The 26,925-nt window shown below is 47.3% G+C and carries 27 protein-coding genes; 13 read left to right on the top strand and 14 right to left on the bottom strand.

From position 1 onward, the window contains the following. Positions 1-137: 137 nt before the first annotated feature. A complete protein-coding gene (locus tag S7335_RS13445; protein WP_006457388.1) occupies positions 138-2,534 on the top strand; it encodes an endonuclease MutS2 in 2,397 nt (798 codons plus the stop codon). 57 nt (positions 2,535-2,591) lie between these two features. Then, positions 2,592-2,903, top strand: a complete 312-nt coding sequence (locus S7335_RS13440) for a hypothetical protein (protein WP_006457110.1) — start codon at positions 2,592-2,594, stop codon at positions 2,901-2,903. A 123-nt stretch (positions 2,904-3,026) separates the two neighbouring features. Here S7335_RS13440 and S7335_RS13435 read toward each other — a convergent pair whose 3' ends face one another. From S7335_RS13435 to S7335_RS13425, 3 genes are all read right to left on the bottom strand, one after another. Next, positions 3,027-4,472 (bottom strand): NCS2 family permease, encoded by a 1,446-nt coding sequence (locus tag S7335_RS13435; protein ID WP_038018279.1) that lies wholly within the window; start codon positions 4,470-4,472, stop codon positions 3,027-3,029. Positions 4,473-4,665: 193 nt separating this feature from the next. Continuing rightward, entirely contained in the window at positions 4,666-4,920 is a 255-nt protein-coding gene (locus S7335_RS13430) for a DUF1816 domain-containing protein (RefSeq protein ID WP_006453799.1), read from the bottom strand. A gap of 93 nt (positions 4,921-5,013) precedes the next feature. Continuing rightward, a complete protein-coding gene (locus S7335_RS13425; protein WP_006456433.1) occupies positions 5,014-5,238 on the bottom strand; it encodes a DUF2949 domain-containing protein in 225 nt (74 codons plus the stop codon). Positions 5,239-5,443: 205 nt separating this feature from the next. On the opposite strand from S7335_RS13425, the gene S7335_RS13420 reads away from it, so the two are divergent. From S7335_RS13420 to S7335_RS13405, 4 genes are all read left to right on the top strand, one after another. Then, positions 5,444-7,897, top strand: a complete 2,454-nt coding sequence (locus S7335_RS13420; RefSeq protein WP_050765871.1) for a PAS domain S-box protein — start codon at positions 5,444-5,446, stop codon at positions 7,895-7,897. A 619-nt stretch (positions 7,898-8,516) separates the two neighbouring features. Further along, on the top strand, positions 8,517-11,147 hold the full coding sequence (locus tag S7335_RS13415; RefSeq protein WP_038016226.1) for a response regulator: 2,631 nt from the start codon (positions 8,517-8,519) through the stop codon (positions 11,145-11,147). 122 nt (positions 11,148-11,269) lie between these two features. Then, positions 11,270-12,664 carry an ATP-binding protein gene (locus S7335_RS25985; protein WP_006456035.1) on the top strand — a complete coding sequence of 465 codons (1,395 nt, stop codon included), beginning with the start codon at positions 11,270-11,272 and terminating at the stop codon, positions 12,662-12,664. Continuing rightward, the gene (locus S7335_RS13405) at positions 12,630-13,100 is read left to right on the top strand and encodes a response regulator (protein WP_006457691.1); all 471 of its coding nucleotides are present in this window, start codon (positions 12,630-12,632) and stop codon (positions 13,098-13,100) included. Before S7335_RS25985 ends, S7335_RS13405 begins: the two co-directional genes overlap by 35 nt. 100 nt (positions 13,101-13,200) lie before the next feature. On the opposite strand, the gene S7335_RS13400 is transcribed toward S7335_RS13405, so the two are convergent. The 3 genes from S7335_RS13400 to hisH form a co-directional block, all read right to left on the bottom strand. Then, on the bottom strand, positions 13,201-14,649 hold the full coding sequence (locus S7335_RS13400; protein WP_006453986.1) for a glycoside hydrolase family 13 protein: 1,449 nt from the start codon (positions 14,647-14,649) through the stop codon (positions 13,201-13,203). Between the two features lie 266 nt (positions 14,650-14,915). Then, positions 14,916-15,617, bottom strand: coding sequence for a M15 family metallopeptidase (locus S7335_RS13395; protein WP_006456710.1), 702 nt, complete (start codon positions 15,615-15,617; stop codon positions 14,916-14,918). A gap of 19 nt (positions 15,618-15,636) precedes the next feature. Continuing rightward, a complete protein-coding gene (hisH, locus tag S7335_RS13390; RefSeq protein ID WP_006457214.1) occupies positions 15,637-16,281 on the bottom strand; it encodes an imidazole glycerol phosphate synthase subunit HisH in 645 nt (214 codons plus the stop codon). A 127-nt stretch (positions 16,282-16,408) separates the two neighbouring features. Between hisH and S7335_RS13385 the strand changes: the two genes are divergently transcribed. Beyond that, a complete protein-coding gene (locus S7335_RS13385) occupies positions 16,409-16,954 on the top strand; it encodes a pyrrolidone-carboxylate peptidase superfamily (RefSeq protein ID WP_006455246.1) in 546 nt (181 codons plus the stop codon). Between the two features lie 63 nt (positions 16,955-17,017). On the opposite strand, the gene S7335_RS13380 is transcribed toward S7335_RS13385, so the two are convergent. Genes S7335_RS13380 through S7335_RS13370 form a run of 3 tightly spaced genes read right to left on the bottom strand, consistent with a single transcriptional unit; the run spans position 17,018 to position 18,113 of the window. Beyond that, complete coding sequence (locus S7335_RS13380; protein ID WP_038016224.1) at positions 17,018-17,215, bottom strand: hypothetical protein; 198 nt, start codon at positions 17,213-17,215, stop codon at positions 17,018-17,020. 12 nt (positions 17,216-17,227) lie between these two features. Beyond that, positions 17,228-17,668 (bottom strand): class I SAM-dependent methyltransferase, encoded by a 441-nt coding sequence (locus S7335_RS13375; RefSeq protein ID WP_006456762.1) that lies wholly within the window; start codon positions 17,666-17,668, stop codon positions 17,228-17,230. A 13-nt stretch (positions 17,669-17,681) separates the two neighbouring features. Next, positions 17,682-18,113, bottom strand: a complete 432-nt coding sequence (locus S7335_RS13370; RefSeq protein ID WP_006455726.1) for a DUF2267 domain-containing protein — start codon at positions 18,111-18,113, stop codon at positions 17,682-17,684. A gap of 272 nt (positions 18,114-18,385) precedes the next feature. Between S7335_RS13370 and S7335_RS13365 the strand changes: the two genes are divergently transcribed. Beyond that, positions 18,386-18,901 (top strand): CBS domain-containing protein, encoded by a 516-nt coding sequence (locus S7335_RS13365; protein ID WP_006454301.1) that lies wholly within the window; start codon positions 18,386-18,388, stop codon positions 18,899-18,901. 46 nt (positions 18,902-18,947) lie between these two features. Here the strand turns inward: S7335_RS13365 and S7335_RS13360 are convergent, their stop codons facing one another. The 4 genes from S7335_RS13360 to S7335_RS13345 all read right to left on the bottom strand — a co-directional run bounded on the left by S7335_RS13360 (position 18,948) and on the right by S7335_RS13345 (position 23,063). Then, positions 18,948-19,658 carry a response regulator transcription factor gene (locus S7335_RS13360; protein WP_006455351.1) on the bottom strand — a complete coding sequence of 237 codons (711 nt, stop codon included), beginning with the start codon at positions 19,656-19,658 and terminating at the stop codon, positions 18,948-18,950. 190 nt (positions 19,659-19,848) lie between these two features. After that, complete coding sequence (locus S7335_RS13355; protein WP_050765869.1) at positions 19,849-20,445, bottom strand: phosphate-starvation-inducible PsiE family protein; 597 nt, start codon at positions 20,443-20,445, stop codon at positions 19,849-19,851. Between the two features lie 245 nt (positions 20,446-20,690). Beyond that, the gene (gene lysS / locus S7335_RS13350) at positions 20,691-22,265 is read right to left on the bottom strand and encodes a lysine--tRNA ligase (protein WP_006453439.1); all 1,575 of its coding nucleotides are present in this window, start codon (positions 22,263-22,265) and stop codon (positions 20,691-20,693) included. Between the two features lie 177 nt (positions 22,266-22,442). Continuing rightward, positions 22,443-23,063 (bottom strand): TetR/AcrR family transcriptional regulator, encoded by a 621-nt coding sequence (locus tag S7335_RS13345; RefSeq protein ID WP_006454617.1) that lies wholly within the window; start codon positions 23,061-23,063, stop codon positions 22,443-22,445. Positions 23,064-23,226: 163 nt separating this feature from the next. Between S7335_RS13345 and S7335_RS28430 the strand changes: the two genes are divergently transcribed. From S7335_RS28430 to S7335_RS13335, 3 genes are all read left to right on the top strand, one after another. Beyond that, the gene (locus S7335_RS28430) at positions 23,227-23,391 is read left to right on the top strand and encodes a hypothetical protein (RefSeq protein WP_006454797.1); all 165 of its coding nucleotides are present in this window, start codon (positions 23,227-23,229) and stop codon (positions 23,389-23,391) included. Between the two features lie 203 nt (positions 23,392-23,594). Continuing rightward, the gene (locus tag S7335_RS28425) at positions 23,595-23,984 is read left to right on the top strand and encodes an Hpt domain-containing protein (RefSeq protein WP_006457353.1); all 390 of its coding nucleotides are present in this window, start codon (positions 23,595-23,597) and stop codon (positions 23,982-23,984) included. Positions 23,985-24,398: 414 nt separating this feature from the next. Continuing rightward, entirely contained in the window at positions 24,399-24,737 is a 339-nt protein-coding gene (locus S7335_RS13335; RefSeq protein ID WP_006456363.1) for a P-II family nitrogen regulator, read from the top strand. A gap of 100 nt (positions 24,738-24,837) precedes the next feature. On the opposite strand, the gene S7335_RS13330 is transcribed toward S7335_RS13335, so the two are convergent. Then, positions 24,838-25,476, bottom strand: coding sequence for a diacylglycerol/polyprenol kinase family protein (locus S7335_RS13330; RefSeq protein ID WP_227499997.1), 639 nt, complete (start codon positions 25,474-25,476; stop codon positions 24,838-24,840). Between the two features lie 143 nt (positions 25,477-25,619). On the opposite strand from S7335_RS13330, the gene pyrH reads away from it, so the two are divergent. Continuing rightward, positions 25,620-26,348 (top strand): UMP kinase, encoded by a 729-nt coding sequence (gene pyrH, locus S7335_RS13325; protein WP_006454106.1) that lies wholly within the window; start codon positions 25,620-25,622, stop codon positions 26,346-26,348. A 22-nt stretch (positions 26,349-26,370) separates the two neighbouring features. Further along, positions 26,371-26,892 carry a ribosome recycling factor gene (gene frr, locus S7335_RS13320; RefSeq protein WP_038018256.1) on the top strand — a complete coding sequence of 174 codons (522 nt, stop codon included), beginning with the start codon at positions 26,371-26,373 and terminating at the stop codon, positions 26,890-26,892. Positions 26,893-26,925: the final 33 nt, after the last annotated feature.

The following is a 26,925-nucleotide window of genomic DNA, read 5'->3' as shown; positions in this document are numbered from 1 at the left end:
TAGTGCATCTGAGCTATACACCCGGTCAATACGTTTTCGGCGAATGCGTCTGATGGGCGTGTTTTTACGGGATTGTCTTATTTATAATAGAGAACGCACTGACCTTTATCGTTTGATTCTCTCTTATCACCTCCCCCTTGATTCAATCTGAAACGCTTACGCTGCTAGAATGGCCCCGGCTATGTCGTCACTTAGCGACGTTTACCGCAACGAACATTGGCAATGTAGCCGCGCAGCGACTGCTGATTCCAATCAGCCAGGCAGAAAGTGAAGCGTTGCTATCTCAGACCACCGAAGCGACCCAGCTAGAATCTACGTCAGCAGGACTGCAGTTTGGTGGCATCCGTGATATTGGCGTGGCATTAGAGCGATCGCGTCTTCAAGGAATCCTCTCTGGCGACGAGCTGCTAGATATTGCGACTACGCTGGCCGGAGCGAGGCGGTTGCGTCGCCAGATAGACGCACAAGAAGATCTACCCGTCTTGCAGGCACTCGTTGAAGACTTACGGACGTTTCCTGAACTTGAGCAGGAGATTCATCGCTGCATTGACGATAGAGGACAAGTTGCTGATCGAGCAAGTACGAAATTAGGAAATGTGCGCCAGCAGCTCAAAGTAATTCGCGATCGCATCTACAGCAAGCTGCAGCGAATCATTCAGCGCCAAGGGGGAGCGCTACAAGAGGCCCTGATTACCCAGCGAAACGATCGCTTTGTCTTACCTGTAAAAGCAGCGCAAAAAGATGCCGTACCGGGGATTGTTCACGATGTTTCGACTAGCGGATCAACGCTGTATGTAGAGCCTCACAGCATCGTAGACAATGGTAATAAGCGCCGCGCCCTAAGGAAAGAAGAGGAAGTCGAATCAGAAGCTATTCGCCAGATGCTGACCTATCAAGTCGCTGAGGCATTTCCTGATCTAGAGCACCTGATGATCACGATCGTAAAGCTTGATCTCGCTGCCGCGCGGGCTCGCTATGGTTTATGGATGGAGGGTAATGCGCCTCGGTTTGTCAACCAAGAACAGATCACCTTGCGGCAACTAACCCATCCTCTGTTGTTATGGCAGCAGGAAAAAGAACAAAAAGATAAGGTAGTCCCCACGGATTTGGTGATGCGACCGGAGCTGCGAGTAGTTGCTATCACCGGACCCAATACAGGCGGTAAAACAGTTACGCTAAAGACGCTAGGGTTAACTGCGCTGATGGCAAAAGTGGGAATGTTTATTCCAGCCAAAGAACCCGTCGAACTGCCTTGGTTTGACTCTGTTTTAGCTGATATCGGTGACGAACAGTCAATTGAACAAAGCTTGTCTACTTTCTCAGGGCACGTTAAGCGGATCGGTCGTATTCTAGACACGATCGATGAGCTAAAAGGAGAAAACGAAGTTGCCAACTCGCTGGTGCTATTAGATGAAGTTGGCGCAGGAACCGACCCCTCTGAAGGCAGTGCTTTAGCGATCGCCCTGCTAAAGCACCTAGCAAACAATACCCGGCTGACCGTAGCGACAACTCACTACGGCGAACTCAAGTCTTTAAAGTACGAAGACGAGCGATTTGAAAATGCCTCCGTCGAGTTTGATGATGAAAAGCTTGCACCGACCTATCGTTTGCTATGGGGAATTCCAGGCCGCTCTAACGCGCTCTCAATCGCCAGACGATTAGGCTTAAAGCACAGCGTTCTAGAACAGGCCAAAGCGCAAATGGGTGGCACAAATGACAATGTGAATACCGTTATTGAGGGATTAGAAGCGCAGCGGCAAAAGCAAGAAAAACGAGCGGCTGAAGCAGAAAAGCTGGTGGCCAGGGCAGAGAAGTTCTACAAAGAAGTAGAAGCGCGGGCTCAAAGTCTACGCGATCGCGAGCAGAAGCTAAAGCGCCAGCAGGAAAAAAGCGTAGAAACCTCGCTGCTGCACGCTAGAGCAGAAGTCGCCAAAGTCATTCGAGATCTACAAAAAGGCGGACTTACAGGGCAAGACGCTCAAAGGGCAACAGAAGAGCTGAACCGAATCGAAGAAAAGCGGCTGCCTACCGGTGATCACCCAGCGAAGGTAAAATCAGCAGACACGGGCTATCGACCCAAAGTAAGCGAAAGAGTACGGCTAGCTAGCTTAGGAAATCAAGTTGCGGAAGTGATCGAAGAAGCAGACGACGACGGTAAGGTAGCCGTCCGGTTTGGCTTAATGAAAATGACTGTAGATCTCTCAGATATTGAATCGCTAAAAGGAGAAAAGGCAGAACCGATTGAGAGAAAGCCAAAAGCGCAGCCTGTACCGAAAACTCTGCCAGAAGCGCCAATGGTGAAGACCGAGAGTAATACGGTGGACTTGCGCGGTATGCGAGTTAATGAGGCGGAAAGTGTAATTGAAGAAGCGATCGCCAAAGCAAAGGGGCCATTGTGGCTGATTCACGGACACGGTACTGGCAAGCTACGACGCGGCGTTCAAGCGTACTTGAAAACACATCCGCAGGTCAAAAGTTTTGAAGCTGCTGACCAAGTGGACGGTGGTAAAGGTGTAACCGTTGCTAAAATCTGAACTACTAGATCTGATCTAAGCTGACAGTATGAACGATCTTAACCAGGAGAAACTTCAATGGCAGATCTATCTAACCAGCCTTCTAATAATCCGCTAGGCGCTGAGTCTGCAGATAATATACTCTCGGCACCAACCTCTACTCTCACTGGTAGACAGATGTTTGTATTGAGCGCGATCACAGGTGGTCTGCTATCCTTTGCGAGCATCGCGCTATCCATGCAGATGACTCAGACTGCAATCACCGATCTCAGCCCGGTGACTGTAGGAATTGCCCTCGCCATGCCTTTTGTTTTTGGCGCACTTGGCTTCAAGTTCAAGCAGCCATTTTTAGATGCACTGAGCGCAATGATGAATTCTCTTCCTTACTGAGCTTTCTTATTGACTGCGCCGACTATCTCCATTGTGTTAGCTGCCTACTGTACTAGTTGTCTACTGCGCTAGATATTCTCTATATAAATGACCTCCAGATGATGAGACTGTATAGTCTCTCAATTAACCGAAGCGCAAGGTTTCGAAAGCAAATCGGAAGATAAAGATAGCGGCTAGCACCCACGTAATCACTGGAATCTCATGAGAGCGTCCAGCGGCTACTTTGGTAAATGGATAGAGAACTAGCCCAGCAGAGAGTCCTGCAGCAATCGAAAAACCTAGCGGAATAAAGAATATAGTGACAAAAGCAGGAATCGCTTCTGATAGATCGTCCCAGCGAATGCTCAGTACGCTAGACATCATTAGTATTCCTACAATTAATAAAGCAGGCGCGGTAGCAAAAGCAGGAACGGCCTCAAAGATGGGAACAAACAACAGGGCCACAATAAACATCAGCCCCGCGACAACAGCCGTCAGTCCAGTGCGTCCGCCTTCTGCTACGCCAGCTGCAGATTCAGCGAAGGTCGTAACCGTCGAAGTGCCCATGACTGCACCAGCAGTCGTGGCGATCGCATCTGCTGATAGCGCCTGGTTTGCCCGGGGGAGCTCACCTCTATCGTCAATGTAGCCGGCCTGTGTGCCGACCCCCATTAAGGTACCAATCGTGTCGAACATATCAACGAACAGGAAGACTAGCAGAATCGCTAGAAAGTCAATAATGTTGCTGCCGTTGATACCCCCTAGGCCAACAAACGCTTGACCAACGAGATCTGAAGGAAATTCTGGAATAGCTACGATTTCGCTAGGAGCCTGCGCTGCGCCAAACATCCAACCTAAAATAGCGGTGCCACCAATCCCCCAAAGCAGCGCTCCTTTAATTCTTCTAATGATAAAAAAGATAGAAAGAAAAATGCCAAAGGTCGCCAGCAAAGTAGCCGGTTCCCTAAAGCTACCAAATGCTGTTTTTGTCACCTCGTTGGCAACAATCAAACCTGCCCCACCAACTGCAGTATCTCCACTCAGGCCAATGTAAGCTAGAAACATTCCAATTCCAACCGTTGTAGAAGCCTTAATGCAGTGAGGAACAGCTGCAATCAAATGTCGACGAACATCAGTAACTGTTAGGCCAATAAAAATGATGCCTTCGATTAGAACCGCAGCCATCGCGACTCGCCAATCGATACCCAGGCCCAAGACAACTGAATAGGCAAAAAAAGCGTTAGTTCCCATGCCAGGTGCCTGTACAAATGGATACTTGGCATAGAGACCCATCACTAGCGTCCCAATAGCAGCAGCCACTCCAGTCACCACCACTAGCTCACGAAACAGATCACCCGGCTCCTGCAGGAAAACTGCATCGGACATGATGAGCGGATGCACTACTAGGATGTAGGCCATGGTCATAAAGGTCGTTAACCCAGCCAAGATCTCCGTACGGAAGTTGGTTCGATAGTGCTCAAACCGGAAATAGTTTGCAACCGACGCTTGCCATCCCGAATAAGGAGGTGGAGGAGAGCCAGGCGGTTTTCTAGGTTGCTTTGGCTGAAGCTCTAGATCAGGCTGAGTCATGAGAATCCCCCACAGAACAAGAAAAACGTCTGAAGTGAAGCGGCCAAAGCTGTCATGGCCTACCAACACACGTAATTCGCATACTGTATACAGGCAAAAGGCTCACCATTGTGATGGATGCTACAGTTCATCCTGCATCGGCACAATGAAGAGCCTCTCATATGAATCTAGTTAAACGACAATGCCAAACCATCTAGTAAAACCGACAGCTAGTGAGCGTAGTAGGGTGGGTTTTCTCAAGAGCAACACTCACATTCTGCGCTCCTTCTTGTGTTAAGTCGTCAACGTATCCCATCTGAGAGAACTCAGCTTCTTTTCTACTTTCAAAGGGGCCAAAATAGTAGGTGCACTCCGGTATCTGTGTCTGAACCTTTATCCACCAAGGCTGCTTAGCCCTACGTAGCTTGTCATTACGGATTACAGAAGAAAACGGTCTAAAGATGTTCATACTAATTTTGTATGTAGATTTCTTTGAGCTGGTTTCTTATGAGCTAAGTTTTCTATGAATTAATCTTGAGTTGATCTTTAATCTTGAGTTGATCTAAGGAGGAGCGAAATCTGTGGCCGGCTCTGTCGCTACATCAGCGAGCCAGTCAAACATCGCGCTGACTTTATCTATGGTGACCAGCTCATGTTTCCACAGGGTTATTGGCAGCAACCTAATGTCGGCATGATGATGCTGTAGCGCTACGAGAACTGCCTCACGCGAGAGCATCAACTCTTTTTCTAGAAACAGAAAGAATTTGTGTTCTAGCCTTTCGGTCATATCAAATGTCTCCGTAGCTGAAGCTCTAAGAATTATGGAGATTAGTTGTGAAGAAACTGTGAAGTGCGCCAACATGAATAAATCTCTAGATAGATCTCAGGTAACAGACGCGTAAAGATACTTAACTAATCTCTGCGTGATAATTCATTAGGTAAGCCAGGTCAATCAAAAGGCCTTCTAGGAAGGCCGCACTCCGAGCTTCATTATGAAGATTATGATCGTTGAGACAGGCACAGAAGTTGTGGATCTCCTTCAGGACTGGTCTGATTGCTGCGGTCATACAATAGAAACAGTGGCAAATGGAGAGTTGGCATGGCAGAGCGCAACAGTTTCTAAGCACGATCTAATAGTGATAGGACATTCAATTGCGCACCAAGACGCACTTAGTCTGTGCCAGCGGTTGTGTACTAGGGGTGAGCGACCAACGGTGTTGCTACTCATCGAGGTAGATGAGCATATCGAGCTTAGTTCGATTGCTATCGAGGCAGAGGCTGACGATTATTTTGCCAAGCCGCGCGCGCAACCCATTCACCCACAGGCATTGATTGCGCGCATTACATTTTTGCTACACAAGAAGGAGCTAGCTGAGCGCTCTGTCATAACCTCTGTCGCATCAAACGGTAGACCTAAAGCTCAGCTGCCAGAGATGAGTGCGGCTTTGAGCTACGCAGTTGAAGGCATTTCTCGCCTAGATTCACAAGGACAGTATCTTTTTGTGAATGATGCCTATGCGCAGATGGTGGGCTGTACACCGTTGGAGATGATTGGAAAAAGCTGGCAAGTGACTGTTCATCCAGATGATGTTAGCCAGGCGATCGCTGCCTATGAGCAGATGCTCAGCCGAGGAAAAGTGGAGCTAGAGATCAAAGGGTTAAAAAAAGATGGCACTTGCTTCGATAAGTCACTAGTGATGGTCGCGATCTACGACGAACAGCGGCGGTTTACCGGGCACTATTGCTTTATGAAAGATGTCAGCGAGCGTCATCAAGCAGCCACTAAGCTTAGGCGACAGCTAGAGCGAGAGCGTTTAATTACCAGAATCACTGATTCTATCCGTCAAACACTTGATCTAGATCAAATTTTGCATACCGCTGTCGATCAAGTTCGGCGTCTGCTGCAAACAGATCGGGTGATTATCTTTCGATTCTTACCTAACTGGCAAGGCGTTGTCGAAGCTGAGTCTGTTGCAGCTGGGTGGATCAAAACATTAGGAATGCAGCTTGAAGATTCTTGCTTTGATGAGCTTTACACCCAAAGCTTCAAAGAAGGCAGAGTAAGCGCGATCGCTGACATAAACACAGAAGATCTTAACCCCTGTCATGTAGAGCTTTTAAGCAGCTTTCAGGTCCAGGCGAATCTGGTAGTGCCAATTTTACAGGGTTCGGTTCTGTGGGGATTGTTGATTGCTCACCACTGCCGCCAGCCAAGACAATGGGAAGTAGAAAGCACTCAGCTATTAAAGCAGGTTGCTACTCAGGTGGGAATCGCCATTAGCCAGGCGGAGCTGTACCGCAAAACTCGCGAACAGGCGGCGCTAATTGACATTGCAACCGATGCCATCTTCGTGCGCGATCTTACTGGCCAAATTGTGCTGTGGAGCCAAGGAGCCGAAAGACTCTACGGTTGGAGCAAGGAAGAAGCTATTGGCAAGAAAGCCCATCAACTATTAAAGAAAAGAAGCCAACAAGACTTCAGCAAAATTATTAATACTACGCTAGAGCAAGGCTTTTGGCAGGGAGAAATGACTCAAACCACCAAAGCTGGTAGAGAGATACTGGTTGCCAGCCGATGGACCTTGGTCAGAGATAGGGCAGGACGTCCGCAGTCTTTCTTAGAGGTGAATACAGATATTACTGAGAAAAAACAGCTGGAAGCCCAGTTCTATCGGGCCCAGCGATTAGAAAGCTTGGGACGGCTAGCCAGCGGCATTGCTCACGATTTGAATAACATCTTGACGCCTATCTTAGGTATCGCTCAGCTACTACGTATCACTCAAAAAGACGCAAGTGCAGCAACTCATGAACATATCGATATTCTAGAACAAAGTGCTAGACGAGGCGCTAGCATGGTCAAGCAAATTCTTACCTTTGCCCAAGGCAGCTCTGGTGATAGAGCCACCGTGGACGTCTTAGCGCTGCTGCAAGAGGTAATAGACGTAGTGAGACAGGGTGTTCCTAGTAACATCGAGATTCAATTGGAAACGTCTACCCACCCAGATCCACATCAGACAAGAAAGCTGGTTTCAGCTGATGCAACCCATCTGCATCAGGTCTTTATGAATCTATGCGTCAACGCCTGTGATGCGATGCCTGAAGGTGGTGTTTTAACGCTTTCGGTAGATAGTGTCTGGCTCGACGAAACAGCGATTAGTCAATATCGAGATCTACAGCAACTAGACAAGGCAGCTAATCACTATGTATTAGTTACAGTTAGTGATACGGGTGTAGGGATAGCAGCAGATGTATGCGATCGCATATTCGATCCCTTCTTCACGACCAAACCACCTGATAAGGGTACTGGCTTAGGACTAGCCACTGCGTTAGGTATCGTCAAAAGTGCGGGTGGCTTCATGCACGTCACTAGCGAAGTTAATCAGGGTACGCAGATTGAGGTGTACTTACCTACAATCGATCCGTCCGATACCGATCTAAACAGTTAACTCCTTAAGTAAACCCCTAAGTAACTGATTCATAGCGTTCCAGCAGCAATACGGTTCAACATAGGCAGTTGGTATGTCTTTAGAAGCTGCTCAATAGTTCGCATTGCCCGGTCAAATTCTCTTGCGTGATTACTCTACGCTCGTATCAAGCAAGGTAACCGAAAGTTGTGAAGACCCTGTGAGAGTAAAGATCAATTTCTTGGTAAAAGAAACATATAGTCAAAGGAATATTTGAATTGAGAAAACTACATAAAAGTAATTGGCGCTCTCCATAAATTCCTCATATTTGTACCGTAGTCTTAGGACTATAAAAGAACGAACAAAATCTTCTGCTGAAGTCCCTGTTTTAATATGCCTTTAAGACATCCCTATAGCTTGCCTCCTCCATAGACGTATTTTCTTAACCTTGGGAGAATATTTCTATAGGGCGAGGCGAGCCTCAAATAGAAGTGAGTACAAATAGAAGCCCATAAATTAGAAGTCAATAGAAGTTAAGTACATACAAAGCAATTAGTGCAAGGCTAATACAGAGCAGTCAGGCATATGTATTAGTACGAAATTACTAACTTAGAAGATTCAAAGAAACTTTAAGGTCGAAGGAACAACGAAACAAAGGTAAATGAAATTCTTACTAGTGGAAGATGATCGGGCTCTAGCAGGGGCCATAGAGCAGCTACTGCTATCGCACCACTATGTAATGGATTTAGCAACCGATGGTATTGAAGGGCGAGGGATGGCTGAGGTTTTCCCCTATGATCTGATCCTGATGGATTGGATGCTACCCAAGCTAGACGGTATGCAGCTGTGTCAACAGCTAAGAAATGAGGGCAATAGCACCCCTATTATCCTGCTAACGGCGCGTGATGCTAGTACAGATAGAGTTGCGGGACTAGATGCGGGTGCAGATGATTACCTCGTCAAGCCGTTCGAATTTGAAGAGCTACTTGCTCGCATTCGCGCTCTACTGCGGCGTTCAGAAGGTATTGTTTCACCAGTTCTACAGTGGGGCGACTTACAGCTTGATCCGTGCAGTAGCAGGGTAACTTGTGGTGACGTTCCTATTGCTCTGACTCCAAAAGAATATGCACTGCTAGAACTATTCTTACGTAATCCTGAGCGCATTTTTAGCTTAGATAGTCTACTAGACAAAGTCTGGCCGTTCGAGGATACACCAACGGTTGCTTCGGTGCGTACCCACATCAAGGGACTTCGCCAAAAGCTTAGGCAGGTAGGACTATCAGATGTGATTTCTACCGTATACGGTCTAGGATATCGCCTACGAACGGCTGCTCCACCGAAGGCTACCACTCCAAGAACGAAAGCTACCTACGCATCGACTTCTCGCACGGCGGCTGCGCGTCCCAATAGCGGAGCTAATCAAGCAGCTATAGAGCAAGTAAACACGCGTCCAATAGGGATAGAGCAAACAGATACGAACCCTATAGATAAAAGCAACCGACCTCAGCAGTTAGATCTAGCATCACTTTGGCAGGGGGTCAGCGATAGTTATCTTCAGCGGATCACAAAAGTTAGTGATGTGTTCCGTAGATTGCAACCAGGGCAGCCAGACCTAACCGTCCGGCAGCAGCTCCTATCAGAGGCTCACGCTTTAGCAGGATCTTTGGGCAGCTTTGGGTTCAAAGATGTTGCGATTCAGTGGCGAGAGATAGAGAGCACTCTGCGTACCCACGATGATTTGAGCGCTGAATTGCTCCGTCAGTTGGAAGAGCGAATAGCACTCATTTCTCAGTCTCTTAGACAAGCCTCTAGACAACCGCGATCGCCTACCTCATCTCATCTCTCAATCCCTGTCATAACAGAACCTCATTCGACAGAACCAGTGGTTTCTGCTTCTGTTTTAACCGAGCTACCGTCAGGTCAGCCATTTGAGCTGCTAGTTGTAGATTCAATAGATAGGCCTTCCCAAAACAAGGATTCTGTTCCCAGTTGGATACAAACGCTTGAAGAAGTTGCTGTTCGCTATCAGGTAAAAGTCAGTATTGCGAATAGTATCGGCCAGGCTAGAGATCTCATATTTCTAAGTGAAGATGTCAACGGAGATGCGAATAGATCGGCATCTCAACCTCATATTGCGCTATTCAACTTTGATGGCCCTCCTGAGCTACCGGCCAGCGATAGTGATGAATTTAAGTTGCTCGCTGAGCTAAGAGCTGCGCAATCATCGCTACCGGTAATTGTATTAGCCGCAGAAGCCAGCTTTGAAAATCGAGTGAGGGTAGCTAGGTTAGGTGTCTCTAGATTGCTACAGGCTCCTACATCACCCGCTGAAATTCTCGAAACGGCAGTGCGAATCCTGCAAAAACGGACTCCGCCGACCGCTACACTACTGGTGGTAGATGATGACTCATCTATGCTGACTTTGCTACAGAAATTGCTTCAACCTTGGGGTTTTAAGATAGAGATCCTTTGCGATCCCAGCCAGTTTTGGCAAACCCTTGAAAAGGTCGAGCCAGACCTGCTACTGCTTGACATTAAAATGCCTCAGCTCAGTGGGTTCGATCTGTGTCAGGTTGTCCGCAGTGACCCTCGCTGGCATGAGCTGCCTATCCTGTTTATGTCAGCGCATACCGATGAAAAAACCATTCAAGAGGTATTTTCAGTAGGAGCTGATGACTACATTCGTAAGCCCATTGTGGCACCCGAGTTAGTAGCACGGGTGCTAGGCTGGCTAGCGCGATCGCGAGATCGACGACTTAGAACAGAAATTGATAGCCTAACAGGTCTCTACAATCGAAGAAAATCGACCCAATCACTTAATCGTCTTTTAAGACTAGCGAGGCGCCAGCGGCAACCACTGTGTTTTGCGCTGATTGATTTAGACCATTTCAAACAGATCAATGACCAATATGGCCATTTAGTGGGCGACTATGTCCTTAGGCGATTCGGCATATGCTTGCGTTCGACGTTTCGTAGCGAGGATGTCGTCGCTCGTTGGGGAGGAGAAGAATTTGTTATAGGGCTCTATGGGGTAGACGCGTTAGAAGGTACTGAGCGGCTGCGCCAGCTTGTTCAAGTTTGGCAAAATGAAACGCTTGATATATGTAAAGATCTGTTTCTAGAAAGTTCAACAGGAACAGCCCAAACAAGTCACATTATAGCTACTTTCTCGGCTGGTATAGCAGTCTTTCCTCAAGCTGCCGACAGCTTGCAAACGCTATACATAGCCGCTGATAGAGCTTTGCATGATGCTAAAAAGATGGGTCGTAATCGAGTCAAGCTTGCCGTATAGAAATTCCTAAACTCATGACTATCAAGACTAAAGATAAAGGCCAGCCTGACTCACGCAAAGTTGTCATTGTTCACGAAGTGACTAAGAAGTAGGATAGCAAAAGCAACCAGGGATGAAATGAGATGCGTACGGAGTCGCAGGTGCCTGCTTTAATTGATCGCGTTATGATTCCGATCTCTGGGATAGTCTCGGCTGAGACGCCTATTGAAGATGCGCTCGCACAGATGCACGATACCCAAGATAGCTGCGTTCTAATCACTCAAGATCAGCGTCCAATAGGCACTTTCACCGACCGAAACCTTCTTTGCTCAGTAGCGCTAACTCGAACGTTTTTCCAAGAACCTATCTCAACTGTGATGGTTCCCATAAAGGTCACCATTTGTATCGCCGAGATCGAAGATGCCTTTGTCGTTTTTCAGAAGATGCAACAGGAGCATTTATATCACTTACCCGTTATTGACAATACGCAAGATGTCATTGGAACAATTACACAGCACAGCTTAAAGAGAGCCTTTTACCCTGTCAATATGCCGTTAATTTCACTAGATCGAAAGCTTTCCAAGGAAGATATTGAGGAAGGTAGCCCAGAAAACGTTACTAGGAGTACACCTGAACAGTTTCTAGTTGAAAAGATAAAAGGTGAGTTCATTGCCATGGTCAGCCACGAACTACGAACACCTCTGACATCGATTCATGGCGGTATTAAGCTTTTATCCGAAGGAATTGTTCCAAGCGAATCAGCTCAGGGACAGTATCTGTTGCAAGTTGCCGCTGAGAACTCTGAAAGACTAGTCAAGCTCTGCACTGACATTTTGGAGCTAGAACGGCTAGAGTCGCGTATGTCCTCTTTCCAAAAGCGGTTAATCAATACGCAAGAACTGACCCAGCAGGTGTCGGAGCTATCGGACGCTTTAGTCAAGAAGAAAGAAATTAGGTTGGACATCGTAGATGAAGGCGTTCAGATTGTGGCTGATAGCGATCGCCTTATTCAGGTGCTCACACATTTACTCGACAACGCTATTCGATTTTCGACGGCGGGCTCTACTATCAACCTCAAAGTCACCCTATTAACGTCGTATATAGAAGAAGATACGCTAGTGGATAGCTCTGCCCAGTCCGATACTCATCAACAATCCGATACTCATCAACAATCCGATACTCATCAACAAAGCGAAGCTAATGCCCTCTTTACCATATGCGATCAGGGTATAGGAATTTCTCCAGAGCAACGCCATAGAATATTTGAGAGATTTGTTCAAGGTGATCGTCGCTATACTCACTCAAACTTTCAAACAGACGCTTCGAGAACTTCTAGAAATATACCAACAGAATCGGTAAGTTTAGGGGGCACAGGTCTGGGATTGAGTATTTGTCGAAACATTGTTGAACAGCACAATGGTAAAATTTGGGTGGAAAGCCAGGTAGGAAGAGGAAGCTGCTTCCACTTTACACTACCGACTAGATGTGAACAACGAAGTGGACATGACCCCGCCGCTAGGCAAGCGCTCACCAAGTGATCGATCCTCAAACGCTCAAGCTTTAAACGAGAAGGCTACGGATATTCAGACTTCAGATATTGGAACAAATCGGCGGCTTTTAGTTGTTGATGACGAAGCCGCGATTCGGATTATTCTTAAGGCGACGCTAGAGCTGACGGCCAAATGGACTATTTTAGTTGCCGCTTCTGGTCAAGAAGGCATGAGTATGGCGCAGACCGAGCAGCCCGATGCGATCTTGCTAGATGTGATGATGCCGAATATTGACGGTATCACGCTGTTTCATCAGCTAAAAGAGCAGCCGACAACCCAGCATATCCCAGTGGTTTTTCTGACGGCACAAGCTAGAGAAGTTGAGCGTAAGCAGCTTGAGAGGCTAGGAGTTGGCGTCATATTGAAGCCGTTTGAACCAGAGAAGATCGCCATTCAAATTCAGGAGTTACTAGGCTGGGAATAACAGCCATTTGTACTTAAAGCCATGCGTTGAATATATCCAGTACATGGCTATGACGTATGGCTTTAAACAACTGCAGACACGATCGCCCGGCTGACGATATCTATACATCTCCTAGAATCATGCCTGAGCGTGCCGGAACCTCTAGCATTGCGGTGCGATCGCCTAGCCATTCTACGCTGCCTTCACCGTAGAGCACCTTGCCACTTTCTGCTTCCATATCCGCTAGACGCACCTGTACAGCCGTTTCACCTGTATTGACCGCCACTACAATTATCTCTTTCTCTAATATTCTAGAGAAAACATAGCAGTCTTCTTCTGCTGCCAAAGTTTGATATTTTCCCGTTCGCAGCGCCGGGTGTGCCTGCCTAAGCGCAATTAGCACTTTATGCGTCTCTAAGACCTTTTGATTCCACGCTTCTTCCTTGGGAAATACACGGCGACAGTCCGGGTCTAGCTTGCCAGGTAAGCCTACCTCGTCTCCGTAGTAAATGCTAGGCGCTCCAGGAAAGGTTAAGAGCAGCAATGTTGCTAGCAAGAAACTGGATATATCTTCACCAGCGACGCTTAAAGCTCTAGCAATGTCGTGGCTAGAGAGCAGATTTAGCTGAGTTTGCTGTATCTCCCAATCGTATAGGTTGAGTAGCGCTTCAACTTTCTCTGCATAACCTTTAGCATCTAGAGCTGGGTAAGGGGTGTAGGAAACGCTTTCGACTAAGGGCATAGATACTCTGTCTTTAGCAGTAAAGGCGATCGCAGGCCCAGTAAACAGATAGTTCATCACCCCATCGAACTGATCGCCCTGTAGCCATTCGCTAGCATCAGTCCATACCTCACCGACGATATACGCCTCTGGATTGATCGCTTTGACTCGCGAGCGAAACTCCACCCAAAACCCTTCTGTCGTTACATCAAAAGGCACGTCCAACCGCCAGCCATCTATCCCCTGCTCGATCCAGTACTCTCCAATCCGCATAATATACTCTCTAGCCTGTGGATTGTCGTGATTGAACTCGGGCAAAGCGCGATTATTCCACCAGCCTTCATAGTTAGCAGGCTTATCGCCATCGTAAGCAGATAACGGCCAGCCTTCGATATTGAACCAGTCCAACCAAGGGGAGTGAGGACCATTTTCAAGGATATCGTTGAAGTAGAAAAAGCCCCGGCTGGCGTGGTTAAAAACGCCGTCTAGGACAACTTTGAGGTTGCGATCATGTGCGGCTTCGAGTAGCTCAAAAAAGGCTTCGTTGCCTCCTAGCAGCGGGTCAATTTGGTAGTAATCGTGGGTGTGATAGCGGTGGTTACAGGCTGATTGAAAGATAGGAGTGAAATATATCGCCGTAACGCCAAGATCCTGGATGTAGTCTAGCCGCTCAGCAACTCCCCAAAGATCCCCGCCCTTATAGCCTTGAATAGTAGGAGCGCCATCCCAGTCTTCTAGCGGGACTTGCATAGCAGGGGGTAAGGGGGTGCGGCTGGTACGGGCAAATCGATCGGGGAAGATCTGGTAGAAGATGGCGTGCTTAACCCAGTCTGGCGTTTGAATTGGCATTTTGCGTTTAAAGTCAGGTGTTTTTGAGGCTATCGCTAATGTCGGACGTATCCCTCCTCGAAAACGTCCAAAGCGAACAAAGCTATAGCTTAAAGGATCGCATCGATTGAGCAGTCGAAGCTAGGCGCTGTTGGCTGAATTTTGCACCCAAATCGCTTGATCTCTTTCAAAAGGCTACTTTTCAAGAGCTAAAAGCTAGAAATCTTTTGACTCAGTTAGACTACGCTTAGATAGCCCAGTCAGGTCCTCTATTCAGTGCGGCTAGGTCAAATGACTTGACTAGCGTCGCCATAGTAAGCGATCACACCTTTCCCCACTTGCCAAGCCCATAGCTGATCGCCAACTGAAAAGTGCCACCATTCCTTGGGATGCTGTACAAACCCAGCGGTCGCCATTACCTCAGCTAGCAAGCTACGGTGATAGTGAGCTTGTTGTTGGGCGATATCATGACTATCTGCAAAGTGCTGAGGATAAGAGCGGGGTGAGATCTCATCAATAGGCGAGCCCATATCGACCGTTCTGCCGGTGGCATCTGTCAAGCTAAGATCAATAGCGCTACCGGTACTATGAGGTGGTGGAGTCTTGGGATCTAAGCTAGGAACGGCCCAGAATTCAAGGACCTCGGCTTGGATATCCGAACGCCCTTCCTCATTCAACGTCCTAGGATCTAATCCCTTTGAGCGAACTAGCTGGTCGAAAGTGTAGTTCACCATAAATTGCTGTACTGCTACTGGTCGGTAGGCATCGAAAATTTGTAGATGCCAACCAGGCTGCTGAGCCCTCAAAACTCTCTGAGCTTGTAAGAGCTTCTCTAGGACCCCCAACCGTAAAAAGTAGGGAGAATAGTCTCCATAGGGTGCGCCTAAAGATTGATAGGGATGAGGAGAGACAATAGTGAACTGCTCAAGCGGAATAGCGGTTATGGGTTCTTTACAGTCTTGAATAGGAATTTTCTGGTAGGGTTTCACGGATACTAGGAAGCAGTGACTAGACTGCTGCAACTAGAGACTGCTCGCGAACGTAAGTGACGAAATTACCCAAAATTTGTAAACCGGCCTTCGAAGACTTTTCTGGATGGAACTGTACTGCCATCAGGTTACCTTGGCTAATCGCAGCGGTGACTGTCTGGCTACCGTGAGTGATTGTAGCTGCATTGATACTAGTGTCGGCAGGGGCAGCGTAGTAGGAATGGACAAAGTAAACCCACGTTTCAGGTAGAATATCCTGCAAGATAGGAGAGTTTTGCTGAACCAAATCTAGTTGATTCCAGCCCATATGCGGAATGGTAATGTCAGGTTCTGGTTTAAATTGGCGGATGGTACCTGAAAGCACGCCCAAACCTGCTTCACTGCCTTCTTCGCTACTTTCGAATAGAACCTGTAAGCCTACGCAAATGCCTAAGAAGGGTTTACCGCTCTTGGCGATCCGGCGAATGGGTTCAATGAGGTTGCGTGATCGCAAGTGCTGCATAGCTGGATCAAAAGCGCCTACACCAGGCAAGACGACACCATCCGCTTTCTCTATTTCGGCGACAGAATCAGTGATGAGCGTAGTTGCACCTGCCGCCTGCAGTCCTTTGCAAGCAGAATGGAGATTACCCATGTCATAGTCAATTACAGCAATAGTCGTCACAGCGAATACTAACCTCTATTTTCCGTAGGGGGCGGTTGCGGATAGGCACCTGTAGACAGGCACTAAAATTATAAGAGGCATTGTCTCTAACCGCAGCTACTGAGTCGCCACCCATTGTTAGCCATTCATGAGTATTTTGACACCTAGGCACGAATCTGCTGATCTCCTTATCACGTCTTTCGTTCCCTGGCTAGCTCATCAAAAGTCCAACTCGTCCGATGATTTGATTGCAGCACTCCAAAGCCAAAATAAATTACCGACGAAGAGCGTTTGGCTACGGCACGTTCCTGTTTGTTTTGATTCAGCGCCTGAGCTAGTTATTGCTGAGCTTCGGCGGTTGCGCCCACGAGCCATCATTTGCTGCGGAATGGCTGAGAGAAGAACCTGTTTGACCATAGAAAAACAGGCGGAAAGAAAACAGGCAAAAGGCAGACAAACCTTGCAGACACCTGTAAATGTACAGCACCTACTCAAGGAGACTTCACAAAGCGAGGTCAGCTACGATGCGGGGCAATATGTCTGTAATCATCTGTACTATCAAGTATTAGTGACTATTGATGAGTTTCAGCTGGCTACAGCCGCTATCTTTGTGCATGTACCCATTTTGACTGACGAGAACAAATTTGCGATGCTAGAGGATTTCTTTAAGATATCTTCAGCGCTGCTGTCATAGGCGCCAAGGTAATAGAGCCAAAAATAATAGGGATAAAGAGGCGATCGCATTATTGATCACATCTCATTTGTTACATCGACCAACGTAGCGAATCGCCTGAGCCGGATTTCCATTCATTGTGACTACTTCATGGGTTTCTAACTCGAGACAGTCAAATCCACGCATTAGCTGACTAAAGTAACCGAATACTTCTGTAATGGCGCACGGTGGCGCCATCACTCGAGTCAAACACGCCAAATTGCCCATAGCGCTGATAGCCATCTCTATATCTATCTAGATAGTTGAGGACCATTGCAGCGGTAAGTCACTGACGAAAAGGCACCCACCCGGTTTTAGAACTCGCCTAAGCTCACTCATAATTTGCCTTTGTTCGAGGTCAAAAGGGACTGAGGTCAGCAGCGTTACAATGATGGCGACATCAAAAGTACTATCATCCCATCCCAGTTTGCTACGACAGTTTTGAAATTCGCACGTGGGCGCATTTTTCTTAGCCTGCTCTAACATAGCGGGTGAGGTGTCGGCAGCAGAAACCGCAAAACCCAAGTTGCTAAGGAACTGGGCAAGACGACCGTACCCACAGCCCATATCCAAGACTTTTGCACCTTTTGGAAAGTAGCGCTCGATTATGGTTGCAGGAATGGGATGTCTAAATTCTTTGGAGCTGGCGCATTCGTTCCAGTACTCTACTAGTTCAGATGAACTTGGAATAGTCATCGAGTTTTTTCTATTAGATTTGCTCCCACATGACCTTTAAGCCATCGGGTAAATAGCCGGCGATTTCTTTGTTTCTCTCAGGAGAGAGTTCTTCTCTAACTGCAGAGAAAACGGCGATAACGGCTGATTCTGGTGAAACATCTTTAGGAACGCCACCTTCTTGACGAATGCGGCGTAAAAAGGTCTCTGTATCGATGTTTAATGGGGGTCTAAGCTTTGACAAAGCAGCGACAATAGGATTGTCATCTTTCCAAAGCAGCGCAATTTTCTCATCAGAAAAGTCTGCTTCGGTGCGATCAGCAAGATCGGTACTCATCAGATCACGAAGCGATCGCAAAACAACAATAGTAATATCTCTAGCATCGTAGATATCAGGAATGCTAGAGCGCTGCATGACTTTCTCTAGGAAGGCCTGTTCATTAGGACTAATTTTCTTTGAAGGCATAATATATTGCTCTGTTATCTACTTGCAACTTTCGTATCATACTGCGATTTTTGGGGGTTCTTGCGTAGAAGGATGATTCTGTAATCGATAGAGTTGCAAAGATTAACGGATGATTGTTCTCTACTTATTCTCTAAATGTATTCATCTCTTGATGGCATCTTCACGACTTCCTCACAACTTCTTGAGACAATTTTCTAGAGATTCTCGAAGCAGCAGTTTCTTAAGTCAGTAGAGGCGTTGCGTAGGATTTTTATTGACACAGGAGATTTGTAATGTTGACAGTTTCTGACGTGATGACTCGTAAGGTATTTACCATTCGCAGTTCGGCTAAGCTTCATCATGCGATGGCTTTGATGCAGAAAGAAAAAGTGCGATCGCTTTTGGTTGAACGAGCGGTTAAGAGCGGCGAATATGGCATATTGACCACAAAAGATATCGTCTATCGTGTCACTGCCAAGTCGATAGATCCCACCCAGGTGATGGTTTGCGAGGTTATGCGACATCCTTGTCTAGCAGTCAGTCCTGGTTTGAGCTTGCCTGCACTAGCAAATCGTTTCTTGCAAGCAAAGGAGCGGCGAGCAGCCGTACTAGAACGCGGCCAGTTGCTAGGTATCGTGTCAGTCACCGATATCGTCATGAAGAGTAACTTAGAAAGTGTTGAACTACCTTCTGATTTCTCCAAGCAAATTGAGACGGCATTGCGACATAATCAACTTAGCTGGATAGAAAGCGATCAGTTCAAAGGAGAGAGTGAAGTTGCGCTAGAGATTCTAGAGAAGCTGCGCTAACTCAGCGGTGCTCTGTCGCTTTTGGATCGCTCACTTCTTCTATCGCTCACTCTGCCTGTCGAAATCGGTACCCTACGCCTCTGACGCTCTCAATCCAGCGCTCATTTCCCTTCATATCTATCTTCTTTCTCAGCCTTTGAATACAAACATCGACTACATTCGTGCTCGGATTAAAGTCATAGCCCCACACATGCTCTAGCATCTGAGTTCGGGTGAACACTCGACCGGGCGATCGCATTAAATATTCCAGCAAATTAAACTCTCTTGTGGTTAGTTCAACCACTTGCTGAGTACCTTCAGACTGGCTTTCAGATTGGGCTTCAGATTGGCAAGTCACCGTTCTTGTGATCCTATCTAGCTTGAAAGGACCAACAGTAACTAGATTTGGCTGCTCTCCAGCGCTGCGCCGAACAACCGCATGTATCCGAGCAATAAGCTCCTCAACGAAAAAGGGTTTGGCAATATAGTCATCCGCTCCCAAGTTCAGACCTTGAAGTCGATCGTCTAACTCATCGCGCGCGGTTAGAAGGATAACAGGCGTGTTTCGACCTACCTGCCGCAAATTTTTGAGAATAAACAACCCGTCCTTACCCGGCATCATAATATCTAGCAAGATCACGTCATATTCGTTCTGAATGGCTTTCTCATAGGCAATATCACCATGGTCGCAGTACTCGACTACAAAACCCTGCTCTTTTAACCCAATCTGGACGAAGCTGGCAATCTTAGGTTCATCTTCAGCAAACAAAACGTGCATTGAGCCTTTCGCTTTCTAGCTAGACACTAATGCATTGTATCGTTAGCGTTCTCTACTTTAGATTTATAGCAAGCGTCGGATTGCCTTCGACGCTTGGGTGTTACTTGGCCCACTCTATATAACGGTTCTAAAGGTTATAAATGTTGCCAGCCAAGTAACTAAAGCGATCAGACGAAAGCCAATTGACCAACTAATCATGCAGCATCTCGCGGCTAGGCGTAGTCAGCCTGGTAGGAGCATGGTGAACGTCTGTAGCCCCTAATCTAGGCTCTGGTCTGAAGTCCGAGACCGGCTCAGCTCCAGTGTGGGTCCGCGAACGATGACGCTCTGAAACAAACTGCTCTGGATCGATTCCATCAAAAGTTGGCGGAAGCCAAACTCTAATGACCAGCAGTAGTCCTAACACTATCAAGAAAACGCAGGCGACAATAACCTGTGCCCAGGGCGTTTCCAAGACACCTCTGACAATGATTTCTCTTAAGACAGAAACAATCGAGACTTCAACCGCTACACCGATAGATACTCGATGTTCCTTTAAGTAAATGATTAACAGTCGAAACAGCTCGACTAGAATCAACAAAAACAGAATATCTGAAGTAACTGGCTGAAAATCCAACGGTGGTAGCAAAGATAGTGCCATCTCTCTTAGCTGAAGCACCATAAAGCTGAACAGGCCGATGCATAAGCAGATGACAATAAAATCTTGAACTGTTTCTAGCAGTCGAATAACGTAGCCGCTATTAAGCCAGCGGTACCAAGGAAGCATAGCCGGTTGACGATCGTTCATGAGCTATAGGGAAGAAGTGGTCTTCTGGTGGTCGACTACTACAGCCTACCAATAGCTTTCACAAATACAAAGAGCTAACACATATAAATACTTTTTATCATTAATCGTATTAGCTTAACAGTTACAGTAAGCCACTGCTGCATCAGCAACTTGCTATGACTTCCGAACAAGAAAAGCTTATGGAAATTATCCCCGCACATAGTTCTTTCGTATTCATGTACATAGTCCTGTTGATCTGAAGATATCTACTGGTCAGCTTTCTCAGGCTCAGTTTTCTCTGATTTTAGCAAGGGGAACGCGATCGCATCTCTAATACTTGCCGCGTCCGTTAGCACCATCACCAGTCGATCGATGCCAATTCCCATGCCTACAGTCGGTGGCATTCCGTACTCTAGTGCGGTCAGAAAGTCCTCATCTACGCTGTGAGCTTCTAAATTCCCAGCTTCCTTCTTTGCTGCCTGCAGCTCTAGCCGCTCTCTTTGATCTACCGGATCGGTCAGCTCCGAGAAACCATTTGCCGTTTCTCTACCGACAATAAACAACTCAAATCGCTCTACCAGACCAGGCTTACTACGGTGCGGCTTAGACAGCGGCGAAATCTCTACGGGATAGTCGGTAATAAAAGTCGGCTGAACTAGCGTAGTTTCTACCTTCTGTTCGAAGGCTTCGTTGAGGACATGACCAATGCTCTCGCAGGCTTCTACCTCGTTAATACCAGCTTCTTTAGCCGCTTGCTTTGCCTTAGCCAAATCTTTAATCTGAACGAAGTCGATGCCCGTTTTTTCTCTTACTGCATCGTGCATCGTGATTCTTTGCCAGGGCCTAGCAAAGCTAATTTCTTCACCCTGATAAGTGACACCCTTGCTACCTGTCACTTCTACTACAATCTGTTCAATCATGGTCTCAGTTAGCGACATCATATCTTCGTAGTCGCCGTATGCCTGATACATTTCAATGGTCGTGAATTCCGGGTTGTGACGGGTAGAAATGCCTTCATTGCGAAACACTCGGCCTAATTCAAAAACTTTCTCAAAGCCACCTACAACCATTCTCTTTAGATGCAGCTCTGTTGCAATCCGCAGATACAGCTCCATATCCAAAGTATTGTGATAGGTGACAAAAGGCCGCGCTTCAGCACCACCGGGCTCTGACTGCAGCACTGGCGTTTCTACTTCTAGATAGCCTAGTTGGTCCAAATGTCGACGAATGGCCGCTGTAATTTTCGCTCGCTTACGAAACGTATCGCGTACTTCTGGATTGACAATAAGATCTACGTAGCGTTGCCGGTAGCGTTTGGCAACATCCGTCAGCCCATGAAATTTATCTGGCAGTGGCAGCAAGGATTTAGTCAGCATGGCATAGTGCTTGACTTTCACAGACAGCTCACCTTTATCTGTACGCTTGATGGTGCCGCGTGCGCCCAAAATATCGCCAGCGTCGGTAAGCTGCTTTAGGTGATTAAAGGCCTGCTCATCGGCTTCGCCCATTGCGGCTTGAATCGTTTTCTTCTCTAGGTAAAGCTGAATAGTCCCCGTTTGATCTTGCAAGGTAAAGAAGGCCAGCTTGCCAAAGACGCGCCGAGCCATAATCCGTCCAGCCACAGAAACTTCAAAATCTGCTTCTGCGCCCGTGGCTAGATCTGCAAATTTGGCCTGCAGTTGCGCAGCTGAATGAGTCACTTCCCAACGATAGGCATAGGGCTGTAAGCCAGCTTGCTTTAGGTCCTCTACCTTCTGCAAACGCGTAGCCCGAATGCTGTCTAGTCCTGAATCACTACTGTCGTCGGGTGAGAGCGAGTTAGAAGGCAAGTTGGAGGCCATTGTCTAGAAACGAGTTATTTGCAAGCCCTATTGTATCGGCAAGTGTATCGGCAAGGTGGGGCTCAACCAGTCGCTTGTAGGCAGATCATGTATTACCCTCTCCCTGTGCGCTAGTATCATCACTACTGCTCTTCGTATCGATTCTGCTCAGTTGGATTCATGTGGGTTCACGTAGATTCATGTGGGTTCATGGAGGACGCCATTCAAGAAGATATCAGCTAGCGTTTCAGCCATTTCCTTCATATCCTGGGGAGAACTACCATCAGCTGACATAGTGGTTTGGCTAAAACCAGAAACAGTGAACATACCTAGAAAGATCCGAGCAACAACTTTAGGATTCATCTTGCGATAGACCCCCCTATCCATCGCCGTCTGGAAAAAGGCTTCGGCAACATCGGTCATTTTATCGATCACATCTGCCTGAATGCGATCGCGTAATTCTGGATGAAACTGCGCTTCCATAAAGCACACGCGCAGCATATCCGAATTCGCATTGAGACTGAGCATCCGCTTACGCATAACCTGTGCCACCGCTTTATAGCTAGCCATCTCACTAAGTTCTGTGAGCAGATCGGTTAGAATCTCCATCCAGCCTCTTGTAGCTACTTCGACTAGGATGGCCTTCTTACTTTCGAAATGTCGAAACAAGGTTCCTTCTGCAACACCTGCTGCCTGCGCCAGATCCTTGGTCGTTGTACCGCCGTAGCCCTTACGTGCAAACAGCTTCTGAGCGGCCTTCAGAATTCGTTCTTGAGTATCGTGTTCTGAGGTAGCTAGGTTACGTCTATAAAGCTGCATCGACATGGACCTGTAATTTGGATCAAGGGGGATTGAAATTATGGCATCTAGAAGTATTTTTAGCCGTCAGCAATTAATAAACCTTGTTTTCCACAAAACACTTTACAGAACAACACACTAGTTATTAGTATCCTCACGCTGTACCTAGGATGAGTTCAATGCTATGAGTTTAATTGTTCTAATGCTAGTAACGGTCATCGCGTGGTGGCTATCTCTTTTCGTCGATGCTTTTCCAGGACTACTGTGGGACTGGATTTACTGGCCTCGATGGATTATTTGGATAGTACTGCTGTCGCTGGTGGCATGGTGTATGGAAGACCAGCAATAGGTCAATCTCTAAGAGAAATCTCTCTACAGATGGAAGGACGCTCGCAGACGAATTCGTTACTTTTCCGGTCAACGTCTTTTGCAGATATCCTCCAGTTAGTTGCTGGCAGCTTAGGCGATTCTCATACCTACACTAATTACCTGCCTGATTCCCTACATAGTTCTAGCGGTTCGGGCACACTCGATTTATGCAGAGGATTTTTTATGTTGAAAGCTCACGGACGGCAAGATTATACAGATACTCTATCGACTGAGACTTTATCGACTGAGTTTGACTGGCAGCAGCTCCAACAGCTTGCTGGTGGTGATGCAGAGTTTGAAGCGGAGCTGCTAGCCATGTTTCTAAACGATGCGAGAAATAGCTTGCGGCTATTAGAAGGTGCGATCGCTTCTAAAAAGCTTGAGACGATTGAAAGTGTTGCCCACTCGCTTAGAGGGGCTAGTGCGAACGTAGGTGCTAGCGCCATAGCCAATACCGCCTTTGAGCTAGAGCACGCTGCCCGGGCCGGAAAAACGTTCAGTGCTTTTGGGCTTGTGCGAGAGATCGATAGCTACTGTCAAAAAATCCAAGCTCAGCTACAGGCCCAGATTTAGCTAGCTCTAGAAAAAATAGCGACTGGAATATCACTGGGAAATAGCCAAGGGCTTCTTATACCCATAGCAAAGATGACCTAGCCTATTTCTAGATCAAAGCGGTGATTTTAAAAACCACTCTCTACTACTATGAACCCGCTCTCCGCTACATATCACATCTAGTCTATCTAGATGGACGGACAGACTAGACAGACGGGAAGACCAACTGCTTGTGTGGAGTCGGTACTTGTGTGGAGTCGGTATAAGCTGTAACAATTAAGATCATTCATTGATACGATAGGTCCTTGACCAATTAACAAGACGTAATTAGCAAAGTTAGCTCATAGATTCGTGCTTTTAACCAGTGCTTCAGATGACCGTTTGAGGCGCCTAAGGAACCCTATCGATTTAGCCTAAGTTTGGAACATGTCAGCTATGAAGAGAATTGAGGCGATTGTCCGCCCTGAAAAGCTACAGGATGTGAAAGGTGCGCTAGTAGAAATAGGGGCCACCGGTATGACACTAGAAGACGTTCGGGGCTTTGGCCGCCAGAAAGGGCAGACCAGTACCTACCGAGGAATTTCTTACACTGTTGAATTCTTAACAAAGAAACGTCTAGTTCTAGTCGTTCCAGATAGCTCGTTAAATCAGGTGATAGAGACTATCTCAGCAGCAGCTTCAACCGGAACAATTGGCGATGGCAAAATCTTCGTTTCACAGGTAGACGAAGCAATTCGAATTCGTACTGGTGAAAAGGGCGAAGTTGCCCTGTAGTCCCTCTAGTCACTGTGGTAACCTTATTAGCCTTTAAAGCCTGCTTAGTTGAACTCAGCGGCGCTATCAACAGCAAAAACAAGTCAAGAGCCGCTAGCCCTTAGGTGATAAGCAACTGCTGTAGCCAAAAGCAGACAGCAGCTGAACCCAGGGGTACGCTGAGATTATCAACGCCATATTTAGAAATAGATTCTAGGCCAGTAGCAACGGCAGCTGTCATTGCTGGAACTATCCAAGTAGCCAGAATAGGGCCTTGCACCGCAAGTAGCACCGCCACACTGACACAATAGCTAACCAGCAGCATGGTCAAACTACCCTCCAAGCTCTTTTTCTCACCCCAAATCTGATAAGGATGAGTACCAAAACGCTGTCCAACTAGCGCTGCTAGTCCATCTCCCCAGGCCATTATCAAAATACCAATCACGGCATACTGCGGCTGATGTAGAGGCTCAAACCAAACCATTGAACAGCCGATACTAATCGCATAAAAAAAGGTGCCCAGACTTTTGCGACCGACGCCGTTAATACCTGGCAGAAGAGGTAGTCGATAGGACAATAGTGCTATCGCGCCAAATACGATAGAAGCCACTATTCCTAGCCAGGCAGGCACCCCTAGCCACCAGGCGAGCAGAATAACCTGGCCAGCGCCAATATGAACTATTTTACGTGGGATCTCTGGACTATATCCCCATCGCCGTGCAGCCTCCGATAGACCGCCAACGATTGCTAGCCAGGTCAAGACCAAAATACAATCAAGAAATAGAGGGAGCACAGCTTATCAGCTAAAGAAACACTCATTGACAGCAGCATAGGGTATCGCCCAAACGCTTTCGCTGCTATCTTGATGTAGAAATTACTGTCTCACCTAACTATAGAGTACGCATGGGCAAACCCTATCAGCGAGTCCTATTAAAGCTCAGTGGCGAAGCCCTTATGGGAGAATTAGCCTATGGCATCGATCCAGCTATCGTCGATGCGATCGCCAAAGAAATCTCAGGCGTTGTTGCAGAAGGTATTCAACTAGCGATTGTCGTCGGTGGCGGCAATATCTTCAGAGGTGTCAAAGGATCATCAGCCGGTATGGATAGGGCCACCGCCGACTATATTGGCATGATCGCCACGATCATGAACGCCATGACTTTGCAAGACGCCCTAGAACGGATAGACGTACCGACTCGCGTACAAACTGCTATCTCAATGCAAGAACTGGCCGAACCTTATATCCGCCGCCGCGCTATTCGTCATCTAGAAAAGAATCGAGTGGTCATCTTTGGGGGGGGCTCAGGCAACCCCTTTTTTACTACCGATACCACAGCTGCCTTAAGAGCGGCTGAAATCAGCGCTGAAGTGCTCTTCAAGGCAACCAAGGTAGATGGTGTCTACGATAGCGATCCGACGACCAATGCCGACGCCAAGCAGTACAAGTCACTGACCTATAGTCATGTATTGGCAAAAGATCTTAAGGTGATGGATGGCACGGCGATCGCGCTGTGTAAAGATAACAACATTCCCATCAGGGTGTTCAATCTCTCCATTAGAGGGAATATCAACCGCGCCATGATGGGCGAACCTATTGGAACTATTGTGGGAGAGTCCTGTGAAATTAGCTGATCTTGGCGAAGTTGAATCGGCGATGCAGAAGGCCGTAGAATCTACCAAACGCGCTTTCAATACGATCCGCACGGGGCGAGCTAGCGCCTCGCTACTTGATCGAATCATGGTGGATTACTATGGCAGTCCAACTAGCTTAAAGTCACTCGCTAATATCACTACGCCTGATGCCAGTACCCTCATGATTCAGGCATTTGATCCAAGCTCTGTGCAGCTAATCGCCAAAGCCATTTCTATGTCAGATGTTGGCCTAGTTCCTAATACTGACGGGGCGCTGATTAGATTAAATATTCCACCTTTGACTACTGAGCGCCGTCAAGAATTCGCCAAGCTAGCGGGTAAGTATGCTGAAGAAGGCCGCGTGTCTGTTCGCAACGTGCGGCGAGATGGCATCGATCTCGCCAAAAAGCAAGAAAAAGACGGTGAGATTTCCGAAGATGAGTCGCGCGATATGCAAGACGAAGTGCAAAAGCTGACAGACAAGTATACTAAGCAGATTGACGAGGCCCTAGCGGATAAGGAAAAGGCAATTCAGACAGTATAGAAAAGCAATTTTTTAGTTACGTCGTACACCGAT

Source organism: Synechococcus sp. PCC 7335, from assembly GCF_000155595.1.
Lineage (GTDB): Bacteria > Cyanobacteriota > Cyanobacteriia > Phormidesmidales > Phormidesmidaceae > Phormidesmis.
The sequence above is the reverse complement of the archived record's forward strand: the minus strand, read 5'-3'. Positions and strand labels throughout refer to the sequence as shown.

What these genes read in the sequence shown, in the direction of transcription:
- S7335_RS13440 (WP_006457110.1), top strand. Translation starts at nt 2,592, where the DNA reads ATGGCAGATCTATCTAACCAGCCTTCTAATAATCCGCTAGGCGCTGAG.
- S7335_RS13435 (WP_038018279.1), bottom strand. Translation starts at nt 4,472, where the DNA reads ATGACTCAGCCTGATCTAGAGCTTCAGCCAAAGCAACCTAGAAAACCG.
- S7335_RS13430 (WP_006453799.1), bottom strand. Translation starts at nt 4,920, where the DNA reads ATGAACATCTTTAGACCGTTTTCTTCTGTAATCCGTAATGACAAGCTA.
- S7335_RS13425 (WP_006456433.1), bottom strand. Translation starts at nt 5,238, where the DNA reads ATGACCGAAAGGCTAGAACACAAATTCTTTCTGTTTCTAGAAAAAGAG.
- S7335_RS13420 (WP_050765871.1), top strand. Translation starts at nt 5,444, where the DNA reads ATGAAGATTATGATCGTTGAGACAGGCACAGAAGTTGTGGATCTCCTT.
- S7335_RS13415 (WP_038016226.1), top strand. Translation starts at nt 8,517, where the DNA reads ATGAAATTCTTACTAGTGGAAGATGATCGGGCTCTAGCAGGGGCCATA.
- S7335_RS25985 (WP_006456035.1), top strand. Translation starts at nt 11,270, where the DNA reads ATGCGTACGGAGTCGCAGGTGCCTGCTTTAATTGATCGCGTTATGATT.
- S7335_RS13405 (WP_006457691.1), top strand. Translation starts at nt 12,630, where the DNA reads ATGACCCCGCCGCTAGGCAAGCGCTCACCAAGTGATCGATCCTCAAAC.
- S7335_RS13400 (WP_006453986.1), bottom strand. Translation starts at nt 14,649, where the DNA reads ATGCCAATTCAAACGCCAGACTGGGTTAAGCACGCCATCTTCTACCAG.
- S7335_RS13385 (WP_006455246.1), top strand. Translation starts at nt 16,409, where the DNA reads ATGAGTATTTTGACACCTAGGCACGAATCTGCTGATCTCCTTATCACG.
- S7335_RS13380 (WP_038016224.1), bottom strand. Translation starts at nt 17,215, where the DNA reads ATGGCTATCAGCGCTATGGGCAATTTGGCGTGTTTGACTCGAGTGATG.
- S7335_RS13375 (WP_006456762.1), bottom strand. Translation starts at nt 17,668, where the DNA reads ATGACTATTCCAAGTTCATCTGAACTAGTAGAGTACTGGAACGAATGC.
- S7335_RS13370 (WP_006455726.1), bottom strand. Translation starts at nt 18,113, where the DNA reads ATGCCTTCAAAGAAAATTAGTCCTAATGAACAGGCCTTCCTAGAGAAA.
- S7335_RS13365 (WP_006454301.1), top strand. Translation starts at nt 18,386, where the DNA reads ATGTTGACAGTTTCTGACGTGATGACTCGTAAGGTATTTACCATTCGC.
- S7335_RS13360 (WP_006455351.1), bottom strand. Translation starts at nt 19,658, where the DNA reads ATGCACGTTTTGTTTGCTGAAGATGAACCTAAGATTGCCAGCTTCGTC.
- S7335_RS13355 (WP_050765869.1), bottom strand. Translation starts at nt 20,445, where the DNA reads ATGAACGATCGTCAACCGGCTATGCTTCCTTGGTACCGCTGGCTTAAT.
- lysS (WP_006453439.1), bottom strand. Translation starts at nt 22,265, where the DNA reads ATGGCCTCCAACTTGCCTTCTAACTCGCTCTCACCCGACGACAGTAGT.
- S7335_RS13345 (WP_006454617.1), bottom strand. Translation starts at nt 23,063, where the DNA reads ATGCAGCTTTATAGACGTAACCTAGCTACCTCAGAACACGATACTCAA.
- S7335_RS28430 (WP_006454797.1), top strand. Translation starts at nt 23,227, where the DNA reads ATGAGTTTAATTGTTCTAATGCTAGTAACGGTCATCGCGTGGTGGCTA.
- S7335_RS28425 (WP_006457353.1), top strand. Translation starts at nt 23,595, where the DNA reads ATGTTGAAAGCTCACGGACGGCAAGATTATACAGATACTCTATCGACT.
- S7335_RS13335 (WP_006456363.1), top strand. Translation starts at nt 24,399, where the DNA reads ATGAAGAGAATTGAGGCGATTGTCCGCCCTGAAAAGCTACAGGATGTG.
- pyrH (WP_006454106.1), top strand. Translation starts at nt 25,620, where the DNA reads ATGGGCAAACCCTATCAGCGAGTCCTATTAAAGCTCAGTGGCGAAGCC.
- frr (WP_038018256.1), top strand. Translation starts at nt 26,371, where the DNA reads ATGCAGAAGGCCGTAGAATCTACCAAACGCGCTTTCAATACGATCCGC.